This window comes from Pseudoclavibacter sp. RFBG4, assembly GCF_002931515.1.
Taxonomy (GTDB): Bacteria; Actinomycetota; Actinomycetes; order Actinomycetales; family Microbacteriaceae; genus Pseudoclavibacter.
Genome location: NZ_PSYC01000024.1, coordinates 275404 through 291463, shown reverse-complemented (window position 1 = coordinate 291463; position 16060 = coordinate 275404). Strand labels below are relative to the sequence as shown.

10 protein-coding genes and 1 tRNA gene are annotated in these 16060 nt (G+C 68.6%); 5 read left to right on the top strand and 6 right to left on the bottom strand.

Translation table 11 applies throughout. The features are described from left to right. Positions 1-10: 10 nt before the first annotated feature. The gene (locus C5E10_RS08305) at positions 11-286 is read left to right on the top strand and encodes a hypothetical protein (RefSeq protein ID WP_104299006.1); all 276 of its coding nucleotides are present in this window, start codon (positions 11-13) and stop codon (positions 284-286) included. Here the strand turns inward: C5E10_RS08305 and C5E10_RS08300 are convergent, their stop codons facing one another. The 4 genes from C5E10_RS08300 to C5E10_RS08285 form a co-directional block, all read right to left on the bottom strand. After that, complete coding sequence (locus C5E10_RS08300) at positions 287-922, bottom strand: TetR/AcrR family transcriptional regulator (protein ID WP_181062690.1); 636 nt, start codon at positions 920-922, stop codon at positions 287-289. 94 nt (positions 923-1016) lie between these two features. Then, positions 1017-1961 carry a hypothetical protein gene (locus C5E10_RS08295; protein ID WP_104331224.1) on the bottom strand — a complete coding sequence of 315 codons (945 nt, stop codon included), beginning with the start codon at positions 1959-1961 and terminating at the stop codon, positions 1017-1019. Positions 1962-2099: 138 nt separating this feature from the next. Further along, positions 2100-3836: a sulfite reductase flavoprotein subunit alpha gene (locus C5E10_RS08290; RefSeq protein WP_104331223.1), complete on the bottom strand. Its 1737-nt coding sequence runs from the start codon at positions 3834-3836 to the stop codon at positions 2100-2102. Next, positions 3833-9412, bottom strand: a complete 5580-nt coding sequence (locus C5E10_RS08285; RefSeq protein ID WP_258071046.1) for a glutamate synthase-related protein — start codon at positions 9410-9412, stop codon at positions 3833-3835. The genes C5E10_RS08290 and C5E10_RS08285 overlap by 4 nt, the downstream gene beginning before the upstream one ends. A 274-nt stretch (positions 9413-9686) precedes the next feature. On the opposite strand from C5E10_RS08285, the gene C5E10_RS08280 reads away from it, so the two are divergent. Further along, entirely contained in the window at positions 9687-9947 is a 261-nt protein-coding gene (locus C5E10_RS08280; protein ID WP_181062709.1) for a hypothetical protein, read from the top strand. Positions 9948-10233: 286 nt separating this feature from the next. Here the strand turns inward: C5E10_RS08280 and C5E10_RS08275 are convergent. Next, positions 10234-10316, bottom strand: a tRNA-Leu gene (locus C5E10_RS08275). Positions 10317-10351: 35 nt separating this feature from the next. Here C5E10_RS08275 and C5E10_RS08270 point away from each other — a divergent pair. Further along, a complete protein-coding gene (locus C5E10_RS08270; RefSeq protein WP_104241240.1) occupies positions 10352-10954 on the top strand; it encodes an ANTAR domain-containing response regulator in 603 nt (200 codons plus the stop codon). 68 nt (positions 10955-11022) lie between these two features. Here C5E10_RS08270 and C5E10_RS08265 read toward each other — a convergent pair whose 3' ends face one another. After that, the gene (locus C5E10_RS08265; RefSeq protein WP_104241239.1) at positions 11023-11469 is read right to left on the bottom strand and encodes a PaaI family thioesterase; all 447 of its coding nucleotides are present in this window, start codon (positions 11467-11469) and stop codon (positions 11023-11025) included. Positions 11470-11573: 104 nt separating this feature from the next. Between C5E10_RS08265 and polA the strand changes: the two genes are divergently transcribed. Together polA and C5E10_RS08255 are read left to right on the top strand one after the other, a co-directional pair. Then, complete coding sequence (gene polA / locus C5E10_RS08260; protein ID WP_104331220.1) at positions 11574-14204, top strand: DNA polymerase I; 2631 nt, start codon at positions 11574-11576, stop codon at positions 14202-14204. A 93-nt stretch (positions 14205-14297) separates the two neighbouring features. Then, on the top strand, positions 14298-15995 hold the full coding sequence (locus C5E10_RS08255) for a DUF885 domain-containing protein (protein WP_104331219.1): 1698 nt from the start codon (positions 14298-14300) through the stop codon (positions 15993-15995). Positions 15996-16060: the final 65 nt, after the last annotated feature.

Below are 16060 nucleotides of genomic sequence, written 5' to 3'. Positions count from 1 at the left end.
ACTAACGATCATGGCCAGCGACAGACTCCCGAACCCCTACAAGGGTCAGCCCGGATGGTGGAATCGGCTCAACCAGCTGCTGTTCCCGTTCATGGGGCCGGCACAGGTGGGCACCGGGGGAGTCGCGCGAACGGATCCCGTCCGAGCACCCGCGTCCTGCCGGGACTGCGGGCACCCGTACTCCGAGCACGAGATAAGGCGAGGCATCGGCGCCAATCAGCCGAGCAGCATCCTCTGCCCGAGCGACGAGCGACGCGAGCCAGGTTCGAAGCGGACCTCCGCGTAGCTACTCCGGGCAGGCGCAGATCGCGCCGAAGGCACCTCGGACGTCGGCGGAGAGCGCTTCGGGGTCGGAGGTGCCACCCGCGGCCGCCGTGAAGAGCAGCCCGACGAACGCGAAGTACAGCGCCCCCGCTCGCGCGGCGGCGTCTTCCTCGGCGGTGCACCCGCGCTCGGTGATCACGGTGCGGAACCTCTCGGTGAGGCCGGTCGCCAGATCCGAGAAGAGCCCCGCTTCACGCCCGCCCGAGATGAGGATGGACGCGTAGGCGCGGGCAAGCTCGTCATGACGAGTGAAGAGCGCGACGAGCGGTGCCGTGAAAACCACGAGCCTGTCCGGGCACATGCCCCCGGCTTCCGCCCCGGCGAGGGCGGATTCGGGAGGCTCGGCCACCGCGGCACGAGCCGGTCTGACGACGGCGGTCCGCTCGGCAACTTCCGCCTCGACGAGGAGGTCGAAGACCCGCACCAGCAGCGCGCTCTTGTCGCCCACGGACATGACCGTGCCGACGCTCACGCCCGACGCCCGCGCGATTCCGCGGACGCTCGTACCAGCGAACCCCTCCTCGACGAAGAGGTGCGCAGCGGCGTCGACCACGCGGGAGTGCGTGAGCTGCTTGACCTCTGCGCGTGGTGTCGACATATCCGAAAGGCTACCTCGAACAAGTTCAGTGAACGCGTTCATGCGCGCCTCGTGCAAAGGCCACGCGAGGTCATTCGAGCACCTCACACCTGCCTCACGCAGCCGGCAGCGACTCCAGCATGTGCTCCCAGGCGCGATGCACATCGGCCGAGACCAGCCCGAGCTGCGTCACCACGGCCACGCAGCGGGCGCGCTCATCGTAGAGCTCCAGCGTCGACGTTCGACCCCGCGGCCCGCAGGCCGTCACGAGCAGACACGAGCGCACCGCCCTGAGATCGACCTCGATGACGCCATCGCCAAGCGAGACGACCAGGAGCGCGCCGACACGTTCCACGAGGTGCACCGGCCCCGCGCCCAGCTGCAGCACAGCACTCGACGGAACACCCACGCAGACCGGCAACCCGACAGAGCTCAGGTGCTCGAACACCGCGGGGAGCAGCGAGGGATCCACGGGACGGCTGTTCCCGACGCCACCGATACCCCAGCCAGAGCGAGCAGCGTTCCCGCGCACCAGCGCGGCGTGTCGATCGGACCCACCCGCACCGAGGATCGCATCCAGCTGCGCGAGCTGATCGCCGTCGCGCCAGTCCGTCGCGGCCTCCCTGGGCAGCTGCAGGTTGCGCAGCTGCGCCTCGCTCGGCGGCCGAGAACGTCCCAGGCTCGCGAGCAGCCCGGCGTCCTGGGCAGAGTGGACAAGCACCCGGTGAACGAGGTGCCCGCCGCTTGAATAGACGTACAGACTGGGGAGCGTGCCCTGCACGCGCTCCTCGTGGGTGATCACCGCGACGCCGAGCGAGGCCGGACGAACCCGCAATGTGATCCACGCGGACGGCGCGAGCAACGCCCGACCGCATGCCGTCGGCAGGTCGTAGCTGCCGATCTGGTGCATCGTGCACGCGCCATTGCTGGTGGTCGCCGTCGCAGTGCCGAACCCGACGAGACCGTAGGCGAGCGCCTCCGGCGACAGCGTCACCTTGCGGAGCATGGTGTGCGGCGACGACAGCAGCCGATCAAGCGTCCCAGCGTTGAGCGCGCTCACCTGCCGGGAGTGGGCCGCGCCGACTGCGCCATCGCGCCCGAGACCTTGGAGCCCACCGCCACGACGCCGCGCGCACGGGCAGTTCCCGCTCGCCCCGCAGCCCTCACCCCGGCCCGCGGTGTCCTCCGGAAGCATGACTCAGTACACGTCCCTCACGTAGCGCTTCTGGCGCTTCAACGCGGCAACGTACTCCGCCGCGCCTTCAGCCGTCACTCCTCGCTCCTGCGCGACCACCGTGTGGAGGGCATCGTCGACGTCTCTCGCCATGCGCGATGCGTCACCGCAGACGTAGAAATGCCCGCCCTCTTCGAGCCAGGCGTACAGCTCGGCGCTGTGCTCGAGCATCCGCGTCTGCACGTAGATCTTCTCCGCCTGGTCGCGCGAGAACGCCAGGTCGAGGCGGTCGAGGACACCGCGCTCGCTGAGCCCCGCGAGTTCCTCCTCGTAGATGAAGTCGCTGTCGCGGTGCTGGTCGCCGAAGAGCAGCCAGTTGCGTCCGGATGCGCCTCGCGCCTCGCGCTCGTGCAGGAAGCCGCGGAACGGGGCGATCCCCGTGCCTGGGCCGACCATGATCATGGGGGCGTCGTCATCCTCCGGCACTCGGAACGCCGCGTTCGGCTGCAGGAACAGGTGCACGGGGTCGAGGTCGCCGACACGGTCGGCGAGGAACGTCGAGCACACGCCGCCGTACCGGCGGGCCTCGCTTCCGTACCGAACCGAGGCGACGGTGAGGTGGATGCGGTCCGGGCTGGCGAGCGGGCTCGACGAGATCGAGTAGGCACGGTGCTGCATGGGCCGCAGCAGCGACGCGAACTCATCTGCGGTGAAGCTCACTCCCTGCGCAGCCCGGAGCACGTCGAGCGTGTCCCGGCCCCACAGCCAGCTGTCCAGCTGAGCCTTGTCGCCGCGCTGCACGAGCTCCGCGACGGCTCCGCTCGGCTCCCTTGCGGAGAGCTCCGCGAGCAGGTCCTTCGAGGGGGCCGTGATGTCGAGCTCTCGCTCGAACGCCGTGCGCAGCGTCGAGCCGCTCTCGAGCGCTTCGTCACCGGAGAAGCCGAGGTGCCCGAGCAGCTCGTCGACGAGACCGGGCTCGTTGACCGGCACGACCGCGAGGGCGTCGCCCGCCGCGTACGTGATGCCGCTGTCGCCGAGATCGAACTCGTAGTGGCGGATCTCCTTCGAGCTTCGTGGCCCAGACAGAACGCGGTTGACGGCGAGGCGCGACGGGTACGGCGTCTTCTTGTTCCACGGCGAGCGCACTCGGGCCGGCGCCGCGGCAGCGGCTGGCGCAGGAGCGGCGGTGTTCGGCTGGAGGGCCGCGAAGTGCTCGACCACCTCCGCGATCCACTCGGCGGCTGCATCCTCGTAGTCGACGTCGCAGTCCACGCGCGGCACGACACGTGTCGCCCCGAGCTGCTCGAGGCGCGTGTCGATGAGCTTCCCGGCCTGGCAGTAGTCGTCGTAGCTGCTGTCTCCGAGCGCGAGGACCGCGAACTTCGCCGACTCGAGGCGCGGTGCACCGTCAGCGTTCAGCTCCTCCCAGAACAGTTCGGCATTGTCCGGCATCTCGCCCTCGCCGTAGGTGGACGTGACGACGACGATGTTGCGTTCGCCGTTCAACGCCTCGGGCGAGACCGAGTCGAGCGGGGCGAGCGTCGCCGCGAGGCCCGCTGCTCGGGCCGCCGCCGCGAGGTCCTCGGCCACGAACTCGCTGTTCCCGGTCTGCGTGCCGATGAGGATCTCGAGCGTCAGCGTCGCGGCCTGCACCTCCTTGTCGGCGGTGGGGATCGCGGCGAGTCCCGCCATGAACCCGGAGAGCCATGCCTGCTGCTCCCGGGTGAAGGGGGCGTCGACGGGGATGAACGGCGCGCTCATGCGAGGCCACCCGCCGTCGCGGCCGAAGGCTGCTGGCGCTTCTCGGTGACGACGAGCTCGCGGGCGATGTCGACCATCGCCGCGGTCGCGAGGATCTCGTCCGTGCCCACCGACTGGAGGAGCCGGCGGTTCTTCACGTTCTGGTGCATGATCCACCCCGTCGTTCCTGGCGCGTCGATGCTGCGCACGTTGCGCAGGCGGAGGGCGTCCTTGTAGTCCTCGAGGCGCTTCGCGGCGATGAGGGCCGCGAGCTCCGCGTCCTCGAACCGGTCGAGTTCACCGCGCAGGTACTTGTTCACGCGCTGCATGACGAAGAAGTCCTCGGTGAGGATGAGCTTCCGGACCGCGTCGACCACCCTGGGGTCGTCGGGCCCGCTGGCGTCTGGCACTCGGGTGAGCGCGATGTCCTGCGAGATGTTGAGCACCGCGTAGGAGGCGAGCAGGGCGAACCTGTCGTCACGGTCCGACTCCGAGCCGCCGGGAGTGCGGCCGCCGATCACCGGGTGACCGCCGCGGTAGGCCTCCTTGAAGAGGCGGATGCGCTGGGTTGCGATGGAGGTGGAGAGCTCGTCGAGCAACTCCTTGCGTCCCTTCGCGGCGAGGATCTTGTCGGCGTCCTGGTAGAGCAGGAGCGCGCGCGGCATGCCGCAGAAGAACCTGCTGCGCTCGGACTCCCAGTCGCGGAGGATCTGAGCCGCGAGCGGCGAACCGGTCGCGTCGAGGTGCCACTGCAGGAGGAGCTTGACCGCGGCCTCGTGGAAGTCGCCGTGGCTGGAGTCGGTGATGGGGAATACGAGCAGGGAGTCGGCGCTCACGTTCTCGCGCGTCGAGCCGTCCGCGTCGTACTGGTAGACGAACCCGCCACTCATGCCGTTGCCGAGGCCCTTGCCCGCGCTGCCGAGGTTGAGGACGGCCCCGTTGGTCATGTACTCGCAGCCGAAATCGCCGATGCCCTCGACGACCGCTGTTGCGCCGGAGTTGCGCACCGCGAAGCGGTCGCCCGCCTCGCCCTGCACGAACGTGCGTCCGCCCGTCGCACCGAAGAGCGCGAAGTTGCCGATGAGCACGTTCTCGCCTGGCTCCGAGCCACCGCCGCCGGGGGAGAGCACGACGATGGTTCCGCCGCCTTGGCTCTTGCCGACGCCGTCGTTCGCGGTTCCCGTGTGCACGAGGCGCATGCCGTCGTTGCTGAAGGCCCCGTAGGACTGTCCGGCGGATCCCTGCGTCGTGACGGTGATGCTGCCGTCCACGAGCGAGCGCCTGCCTCGCTCGTCCTCGACGACTGCGGGGAGCCCTGCGACCGTCTCGGCATCGAGCTCGTAGTTGAGCATCCGCTCGATGTCGATCGACAGCTGACCGCCGACCGACTTGAAGCGGTTGCCCATCTCGACGCCCTCGATGAGGATCGACGGCTCCGCTCGGTCGACGAGGGCGGCCCGGATCTGCTCGACGAGGGAGTCGTCGATGCTGAAGTCCTTCTCGAGGTAGATGGGGTTGGCGACGATCTTCTCGGGAACCTTCGCGAGCATGTCGCGAACGTCGAGGTCGCCGACGCTCGCGGGGTGCGCGAGGAGCTGCAGCAGGTCGCCGCGCCCTCGTGCCTCCCCGAGCGAGCGCAGCCCCAGCGAGGCGAGGATCTCCCGCACCTCGTGCGAGATGTTGAGGAGGTACTGGGCGAGGGCACGCGGGTCGCCGTCAAATACCTCGGGGTTGGTCGTGAGTCCGGCAGGGCACTTGATGTTGCAGTTCTTCGCCATGACGCAGCCGAGCATCATGAGCGCCGTCGTGCCGAATTCGAAGCTGTCACCGCCGAGGAGCGCGGAGGTGACGACGTCGCTTGCCATCTGGTGGGCACCGGAGCAGCGCAGGACGACCTTCTGCCTCAGTCCGTTCGCGAGCAGCGCCTGGTGGACTTCAGCGACGCCGATCTCCGCCGAGCGCCCCGCGTACTTGAGGCTCGTGACGGCGGCAGCACCCGTGCCTCCCGTGTTGCCTGCGACGTTGATCACGTCGGCGCCCGCCTTGGCGACGCCCACGGCGATCGTGCCGATGCCCTCCGACGAGACGAGCTTCACGACGACCCGCACCCGGGCTGCCTTGCAGTCGTGGATGAGCTGCGCGAGGTCCTCGATGGAGTACGTGTCGTGGTGCGGCGGGGGCGAGACGAGCTCGACGCCGGGCGTACCACCTCGGGCCGCGGCGATGTCGACCGTGACCTTCGGCGCCGGCAGCTGCCCGCCTTCGCCGGGCTTCGCGCCCTGGCCGATCTTGATCTCGAGCTCCTGCAGCATCGGGTCTGCGAGGTAGCCGGCCCAGATGCCGAAGCGGCCGGACGCGAACTGCTTGATGCGCGAGCCGCGGATCGTGTTGTAGCGGGTGATGTGCTCGCCGCCCTCGCCGCAGTTCGACATGCCGCCGACCATGTTCGTGCCGTGCGCGACGGACTCGTGGGCGGTCGCGACGAGCGCCCCGTGGCTCATGGCGCCGGATGCGAGGGTGCGGGCGATCTCGTGCGCGGGCTGCACCTCGTCGAGCGAGATGCTGTCCGGCGCCGTCCTGAGCAGGCTCAGGATGCTCGGTGCGCCCGGGATGACGCGCACCTCGAGCTTCGAATCCGTCGCGGTCGTCTCGGTGATGGCGTCGCCGTCGAGGGTTGTGAGGACCTGCGCGAGCGCGTCGTAGCGGGTCGATTCGTCGTCGAGGGGGCCGGTGAGCTTCAGCTCGTAGGTGGAGTTCTCCGTGTGCTCGATCTCGAGGCCGCGGACGCGGACGTCGCTGTTGCCCTCGAGCGAGAAGCGGCTGAGCTCGCGCGCGAACTCGGAGGGCGTCGAGGCGAGGCGGACGTCTGCGGGTAGCGAGAACACGTCGCGGAGCGCCGAGGGGCGCCGCGTGCGCTCCTGGATGGTGTTCGTGACGAAGTCCCGGTAGCCGGGGGTGATCTCGAACGCGTCGATCTGCGCCGGCGTGAGCGCGCCGTATCCGCTGTAGGTGTACGCCTTGTCGTCGAGCCCGAACGCGTCGCCGAGCTGGCCGAGGGTGAGGAGTCGCAGCGAGTCGTGCCCTGGGTGCGGCTCTTCGCTCGCAGCGGGCGCTTCCGGCGCCTTCGTGGTCTCGAGGATGCGCGGCTCCTCAGTCATGTCGATGAACCCGCGCACCGCGGTGGTGCCGAACGAGTGGCCCGCGCCTTCCTGGCGCTCCTTGAAGAGGCCGAGCAGGGGGATCTGCTTCTCGTCGGCGACCGCGACGGCCCGCTCGTGCCACTCGGCGACCGCGAGGGCGATGCGCTCGAAACGCACGCCACCGACCGGGGCGGCGAGGTGGGGGAAGTAGTCGGCGAGGACCGGGTCCTTCGTGTCGAGGTAGTTGGGCTCGAAGAACTCGCCGCCGATGTAGCTCTCGACGGTGCACAGGCCGACACGGCCCATGGTCTTCATGAGCGACTTCTCGGCGGCCTTCGCGAAGCGGGCCACGGCGAGGTCGGTGTCCGTGATCGTGTCGATCGAGGCGGTGCCGCTCGGGTAGCGCTCCTCGGCGCGCAGGCGCACGCAGAGCGGGTAGACCGCGGCGGCGCCGAAGCCGAGCGCGGCGGCGATGTGGTGCGACGAGGGGAGCTGGCCGCTCTCCGCGATGATCGACACCCGCAGGCGCAGGCCCTCGCGGATGAGCCGCTGGTTGACGGCCGCGATGACCAGGATGAGGGGGATCGCGGCCAGCTCGCGCGACACGTTGCGGTCGGTGAGCACCGCGATGCCACCCTGGGTGCGTGCGAACGCGGTCACAGCGTCGCACACGCGCTCGACGGCCCCGCGAAGCGAGGCGGCGTTGGCGGGTGCGTCGCCCTGAACGGGCGTGTAGAGGATCTCGAAGCGCTCGAGTGGCGCGAGGCGCTGCTCGCGGAGCGCCACCATGTTGAGGTGGCTGAGGATGGGCGAGGGCACGACGATCTGCCGCGTCTGGTTGCCGCCGTCGGGCTTCGCGCCGAGTGCGACGCGCAGCGTCATGCCGTCGGCCTCCCGGATGCTGTCGAGCGGCGGGTTCGTGACCTGCGCGAAGCGCTGCGAGAAGTACTTCGCGAGCCCGCCCTCCTGGTCGGAGAGCGCGTTGATGGCGTTGCCGTAGCCCATGGCGGAGATGCGCTCGGTGCCGTTGGCGAGCATCGGGTCCATCATGAACTTGAAGCTCTCCTGGTTGAGCGAGTACGCGACGTACCTGCCGGCGGGGGAGAGGTCCCCGTCGTAGCCGAGCGTGTTGCTTCCCCGGTCGATCTCGGGCAGCTCGATGTCCTCGATGTTGACGCGCGCTGCTTCGAGGTCTGCGCTGTAGTCGCGCCGGAGGGCGAGCTGCTCGAGCGCCTCCCACGTGCGGAAGCTGCGCCCCTGCGTGTGGTCGAAGTAGAGCATCCCGCCCGCTTCGATGCGACCGCGGCGCACGATGCTGCCCGGTGCGAACTGGATCTGCCCGGCCTCTGAGCTCACGACGAGGTAGTCGTCGGTCTCGACGGTGCGCAACGGGCGCAGCCCGAGGCGGTCGAGGCGCGCGCCGATGATGTCGCCGTTGCTGAAGACGAGTGCTGCCGGTCCGTCGTTCTTCTCCTCGTAGAGGGAGAAGAACTCGAGCATGTCCCGGACCTCCGGGGTGAGCGTGCGGTCGTTCTCCCACGCCGGCGGCATGGTCGAGACGACGGCCTCGACGAGCTCAAGCCCGTCATCGAAGACGCGGCTCTGCAGGGTCTGGTCGAAGCGGCTGCTGTCCGACTGTCCAGGTGGATGCACGATGACGCGTCCGCGAGCGGTCGCGAGCGCGTTCTCGGAGAGGCGGTTCTTGCGGTCGGTGTTGAGCTCTCCGTTGTGCGCGAGCATGCGGAACGGCTGCGCCATGCTCGGGTGCGGCTCCGTGTTGGTCGAGAAGCGCGTGTGGAAGAAGAGCGTGCGAACCGACTGGCGCTCGTCGAGCAGGTCGGTGAAGTACGGGATGACCTCGTTCGAGTTGAGGCGCCCCTTGAGCGTCTGTGTCCGGGCGCTCAGCGACAGCGGGTAGAGCCCCTGGAGTGCTGCGTTGGAGTAGGCGATGCCCTCTATGTCGAGGAGCGCGGCATTGGCGGCGGCGTCCATCTCGGCACGGCTCCAGCCCTCGGCCGCGACGAAGACCCACTGGACGATGGGCAGCTGGTAGTGCGCCGCCGCGGGGCGGGCGACGGTGGCGTCGACGGGGACGTCGCGGACGAGGACCGTCTCGATGCCGTGCGCGCGCAGCGTGCTGGAGATGAGCTCGTGTGCCACGCCGAGCTGCTCGACGTCGCTCGGCATGAAGAAGTTGCCCACGCCGAAGAGGCCCGACTCGAGCTCGCGCCCGACGAGCGAGCTGAAGAACTCGACCGACAGGTCGATGTTGATGCCAGCGCCGTCACCGACACCTTCGGCGGACATGCCTCCGCGGTGGGGGATCGCGCAGAGCGCCTCGTTTCCGAGCCGGATCACATCATGGTGCTGCACGCCGTCCTTGCGCGTGATGAAGCCGACGCCGCAGTCGCTCTTCTCGAGCTCGGGACGGTACAGACCAACGGTTTTTTGCGACACGAAGATGCCTCCAAGGGACAGCAGCGAGGGGAAAGGCGACGCGAACACTGCAACATTGGAGGTTTCGTCTGCGGGAGTCGTCACTTGGTGCGGTGCGGGGTTCCCAGCGGCATAGCGGTATACGTACGGTAAGGGTTGCCTAAAGCTGACGCAAGGCCACGCGCCGATGATCGATCGACAGATTTCGCGGCCACTGCGCTCGAGCGGGTAGCTCGGGCTGCCCGCGTCCGCCCCTGTATCCGCGTCCTTGTTCTCCGGCTGAGATGATGGAGGTATGAGCGACGTCAAGACATACATGCGAACTGCCTCCGCTGAGGCCGACGCCGGCGAGGACACCCTCGCGGAGGTCACCGACAGGCTCGTGCAGCGCCTCGTGGAGGCCGCTGCCGCCGACGGCATCACGATCCCGGAGGGCGAGGTCGAGGTCGACGTGCTCGTCGACGACACGCTGAACCTGTGGGACGCGACCGCGAGCTGGTCCGGAACCGGTGACGGCGCCGCGGATGCCGAGGCAACGGTCACCGACATCGGATAGCGCCGGAGACGCGCACCGCGCTGCGGCTCCCGGAGCGCTCAGGCGACCTCGAGGCCGGTCACTTCCGGGGGCGCTCTCGGGCACCGCTCCAGAGCACGTCAGGACGCTTCCTCGGTCTTCGCTCCCCTGGTCGGCGATGTCGCCGGACACGACGAACGTGATCGCACCGGACTCCGGATCGGTTTCCTGCGACTGTGGGTCCGCTGCGGGAAGAAAGTTCCCCGAGGGAATGACGAAGGCCTCTACTCGCCAGTGATTCGCTGGGGAGTAGAGGCCTTCAGAACCGTGCCGGCTGTGGGATTCGAACCCACACGCCCTCTCGGACAGAGCATTTTGAGTGCACCGCGTCTGCCATTCCGCCAAGCCGGCGCTTCACCTCGGACACAGTATCGTAAGCTCACTACGTGACTGAACAGGAAACCTCTCAAGCCCCGCGACGTGTTGTCGTCGCCGAAGACGAGTCGCTCATCCGGCTCGACATCGTGGAGATCCTTCGCGACAACGGCTTCGACGTTGTCGGAGAGGCCGGCGACGGTGAGACCGCGGTCGCCCTCGCGAAGGAGCTTCGCCCCGACCTCGTCATCATGGACGTCAAGATGCCGCAGCTCGACGGCATCTCTGCGGCCGAGCAGCTGTCGAAGGACAGCATCGCCCCGGTTGTGCTCCTCACCGCGTTCAGCCAGAAGGAACTGGTCGAGCGCGCGACGGAGGCAGGCGCCCTCGCGTATGTCGTGAAGCCGTTCACGCAGAACGATCTGCTCCCGGCCATCGAGATCGCACTGGCTCGCCACGCGCAGCTCATCGCGCTCGAAGCCGAGATCTCCGACCTCAACGAGCGATTCGAGACGCGCAAGCAGGTCGACCGCGCCAAGGGCCTGCTCACGCAGAAGATGGGCCTCAGCGAGCCAGAGGCGTTCCGCTGGATCCAGAAGGCATCCATGGACCGTCGCCTCACGATGCAGGAGGTCGCGCAGGCGGTCATCCAGCAGCTCTCGGCGAAGAAGTAGCCGGGCCCCGACCAGCAGAAGCCCTCATCGCGTTGACGCGGTGAGGGCCTCTTCGCATCCGCCTGACGCTACTTGGCGGTGCGGATGAGGTTCGTGATGCGGACCGTCGAGCAGCGCTTGCCCGCCTCGTCGGTGATGACGATCTCGTGCACCGTCATCGATCCGCCGAGATGCACCGCCGTGCACTCGCCCGTAACCCAGCCGCTCACGGCGGAGCCCGTGTGGGTCGCGTTGATGTCGATGCCGACCGCGAACCTTCCCGGACCGGCGTGCACGTTCGCGGCCATGGACCCCAGCGACTCGCCGAGCACGCAGTAGGCGCCACCGTGCAGGAGGCCAATCGGCTGCGTGTTCCCCTCGACGGGCATGACGGCCACGGCACGCTCGGGGCTCAGCTCGACGCAGAGGATGCCCATGCGCTCGGCGAGCGCCCCGAAGCCTCGACCGTAGGTCACCTCGTGCTGGTCGGGGATGCTGAGCCCGTTGACCGTCGTCGGCGTTTCCAGGTGCGTCATCAGGCTTCCTCCTCGAAGAACGCCCCACAACACGCGCGCATCGGCGCAGTGTCTGGGGCGGCAAGTAGGCTGACCGTGTGTCAGCGCAAAATCAGCCTACCCTCATGGTCATCGACGGCCACTCGCTTGCCTTCAGGGCGTTCTTCGCCCTGCCGGTCGACAGCTTCGTGAACGCCGAGGGGCAGCACACGAATGCCATCCACGGCTTCGTCTCGATGCTCCTCAACCTGCTGCAGAACGAGAATCCGAGCCACATCGCCGTGGCGTTCGACATCTCCCGCAGCTCGTTCCGCACCCGCGAGTACCCGGAGTACAAGGCGGGTCGGGAAGCGACTCCCGTCGAGTTCAAGGGTCAGGTCCCGCTGCTCCGCGACGCGCTGCACGCCATGGGCATCACGACGATCGTGAAGGAGGACTTCGAGGCCGACGACATCCTCGCGACCCTCGCCAGGCAGGGGCGCGAGCAGGGCTTCAAGGTCCTCGTCGTCTCGGGCGACCGCGACTCGATCCAGCTCGTCACCGACGACGTCACGCTGCTCTACCCGTCCACGCAGGGCGTGACGAAGCTCACGCGCTACGACCCGGCCAAGGTCGAGGAGCGCTACAGCGTCCGCCCGGAGCAGTATCCAGACGTGGCGGCCCTCGTCGGCGAGAAGAGCGACAACCTGCCCGGTGTGCCGAAGGTCGGCGAGAAGACCGCGGCCAAGTGGCTCGCCCAGTACGGCTCCCTCCAGGGCATCCTCGACCACGCGGACGAGATCGGCGGCAAGGTCGGCGAATCCTTCCGCGAGCACCGGGAGAACGCGGTGCGAAACCGCAAGCTCAACCGCCTCGTCGACGACGTCGAGCTGCCCGTCGCCCCCGAGCAGCTGTCCCGCGGGGCGATCGACGCGGATGCGGTTCGCGAGATCTTCACGAAGCTCCAGTTCCGCACACTCCAAGACCGCGTCCTGAAGCTCGCAGATGAGGCGGGCGACGACATCACACCAGCGGAGGCCGTCGCGGCGCCCGTCCGCCCCGAGCTCCTCGATGAGGAACTCGAGCAGTGGCTCGCGAAGGCGGTCGAGGCGACTCCGGAGGGTCTCGGACTCACGGTCTCCCACGGCGCCGACGGCACCGTCGTCGCGGTCGGCATCTCCACCGCCGCCGAGGCGACCGAGCTCCACTGGATTCCGGAGCGCCTCGACTACGCCCCCTTCGAGGCGTGGCTCGCAAGCGACGCCCCCAAGCTGATGTTCGACGCCAAGCCGCAGCTGAAGGCGCTCACGGTCGCGGGTCTCGAGGTCGGCGGCCAGGTCAAGGACGGTCAGCTCGCCGCCTGGCTCTACCGCCCGCAGAACGCCCCCAAGCGTCTCGCTGAGCTCGTGCAGATGCGTCTCGACGAGCAGCTGCCCGAGTCCGACCCGAACCAGCTCCAGCTCGAGGACGAGTCCTCGCTGGTCGCCAGCGACGCCTGGTACACGCAGCGCGCGACGACCGCAGCGCTCGAGATGCTCGAACCGGGCACCCTCGACGTCTTCACGAGCATCGAGACGCCGCTGCTCGCGACGCTGTCCAGCATGGAACTGCAGGGCGTCGCCATCGACCGGGAGTTCCTCCAGGGCCTCGCCGACGACCTGTCCGAGCGCATCCGCACGTACGAGCAGGAGGCGTTCGACGCCATCGGCGGCACCGAGATCAACCTCGGATCGCCCAAGCAGCTGCAGGTCGTGCTGTTCGAGACCCTCGAGATGCCGAAGACCCGCAAGACGAAGACCGGGTTCTCCACGGACGCCGAGTCGCTCGCCGACCTCGAGCGGAACAGTCCGCACCCCTTCCTCGGCGCGCTCCGCAAGCACCGCGACTCGGTCAAGCTGCGGCAGATCATGGAGTCGCTGCTCAAGGCGGTCGACGACAGCTCGCGCATCCACACGAGCTACCACCAGATCGGCTCGGCGACCGGCCGTCTCTCGTCGAACGACCCCAACCTGCAGAACATCCCGATCCGGTCCGATGAGGGGCGCCGCATCCGTCGCGCGTTCATGCACGGGCCCGAGTTCGAGTCGCTCCTCACCGCCGACTACTCGCAGATCGAGATGCGCATCATGGCGCACCTCTCCGGCGACGCCGCGCTCATCGAGGCGTTCAACGCGGGGGAGGACCTCCACCGCTTCGTCGGCTCTCGTGTGTTCGGCGTGGAACCGGCTGACGTCACACCGGCCATGCGCTCCAAGGTGAAGGCGATGTCGTACGGCCTCGCCTACGGACTGTCGGCGTTCGGCCTCTCGAAGCAGCTCCAGATCGAGGTCGCCGAGGCCAAGAAGCTGATGATCGACTACTTCGAACGCTTCGGCAAGGTACGCGATTACCTCCGCAATGTCGTCGTGCAGGCGAAGGAGGACGGCTACACCGAGACGATCTTCGGCCGCAGGCGCCCGTTCCCCGACCTGCACTCGACGAACCGCATCGCCCGCGAGAACGCCGAGCGTCAGGCGCTCAACTCGCCCATCCAGGGGTCGGCCGCAGACATCATCAAGCGGGCCATGAACTCCATCGAGGAGCGCATCAGCGCCGAGAAGCTCTCATCGCGGATGCTCCTGCAGGTGCACGACGAGCTCGTGTTCGAGGTTGCCGCTGGTGAAGGGGAGACGTTGGAGGCGATCGTGCGCGAGGAGATGGCCGGCGCAGCCGACCTCACCGTGCCGCTCGAGGTGCAGATCGGCCGGGGACCGAACTGGGACGAGGCGGCCCACTAGCCTCCACAGTCCACCCCTCCGCGGCTCCGCGTAGGAGGCACACGGGGCTCGCCTCTCGGTGATTCTTCCGAGGGGCGAGCTTAGGCTTGGGGGATGACGACTTCCGCTCAGCACCACCAGAACACCAGTCAGACACGACCGCAGACCGACATCGACCGGCTCGCGGAGGCCTGGGTCGCAACAGAGATCGAGCTCTCTCCCGAGCGTCGCGTGGAACTCGGCGCAGACGGCGACAAGGCCGAGTACGGCGACTACTCCTCGGCTGCGGCGCCCCGCAAGCGCGCGGCGATCGTCGACGTGCTCAGCAAGCTCGACACGCTGACCGAAGCCGACGAGGTCGACCGGGTCACCGCGCTCGAGCTCCGCCGAAGCCTCGGCCTCGAGGTCGAGATGATCGACGCCAGACTGCACCTGCGCGAGCTCTCGAACATCGCGTCTCCGGCGCAGGACATCCGCATGGTGTTCGACCTCATGCCGCGCGAGACCGTGAGCGACTTCGAGGACATCGCGCGGCGCTTCGAGAACCTTCCCGCCGCGATCGAGGGCTACACGGAGCGTCTCAGCGCGGGCATCGCGGCCGGCGTCGTGCCGGCGAAGCGCCAGGTCCGCGAAGTTGCGATGCAGACCGGCGAGTACGCGGCCAGCGGCAACTTCTTCGAGCAGCTCGCCGCATCGAGCCCGGCGACGGGCGAGGTGTCGGACGAGCTCCGCCAGCAGCTTCGTCACGGTGCGCAGCTCGCTTCCGCGGCGTACGGCACGTTCACGACGTTCCTCCACGAGGAGCTCCTCCCCGCTGCGACCAACACGGACGCCGTCGGTCGCGAGCACTACGCGCTCGCCTCGCGAGGCTTCCTCGGCGCGGCAGTCGACCTCGACGAGACCTACGAGTGGGGTCTCGCCGAGCTGGCGCGCATGAAGGCCGAGCAGGAGTCCATCGCCAACGAGATCCTCCCTGGTGCGACGGTCGCGGAGGCCATCGCCCACCTCGAGCTGGACCCCGCCCGCAAGCTGCACGGCACGCCCGCCCTGCAGGCGTGGATGCAGGAGACGAGCGACCGCGCGGTCGCCGAGCTGGCCGAGAGCCACTTCGACATCCCCGAGCCGATGCGTCGACTCGAGTGCATGATCGCCCCGACCGAAGAGGGCGGCATCTACTACACGGGCCCATCCGAGGACTTCACGCGTCCGGGACGCATGTGGTGGTCGGTCACCCCCGGCGTGACGGAGTTCGACACGTGGCGCGAGCTCACGACGGTCTACCACGAGGGCGTCCCGGGTCACCACCTGCAGATCGCCCGCGCGACCCTCAACCGCGACCAGCTCAACACCTGGCGTCGCAACAACTGGACCTCCGGGCACGGCGAGGGCTGGGCGCTCTACGCCGAGCGCCTCATGGAGCAGCTCGGGTACCTCGACGAGCCGGCAGACCGCCTCGGCATGCTCGACGGGCAGCGGATGCGCGCGGCTCGTGTTGTCCTCGACATCGGCGTGCACCTCGGCAAGACGGTGCCGGAGGGCGACAAGGTCTGGGACTACGAGTACGCGCTCGACTTCATGCGTCAGCACGTGAACATGCCTGACGGCTTCGTGAAGTTCGAGGTGAACCGCTACTTCGGCTGGCCGGGCCAGGCGCCGTCCTACAAGATCGGGCAGCGGATCTGGGAAGAGCTCCGTGCAGACGCCGAGGCTCGTGCCGGTGACGACTTCGACCTCAAGGCGTGGCATTCGCGTGCCCTCGACCTCGGTGGGCTCGGCCTCGACACGCTCCGCGAGGTGCTGAGCACCGACTGATCGGACCTCCCGTCGGCCGGCCGCGGCTTGCCACGGGAGAACTCAGGCGGAGTCGCCTAGGCTCG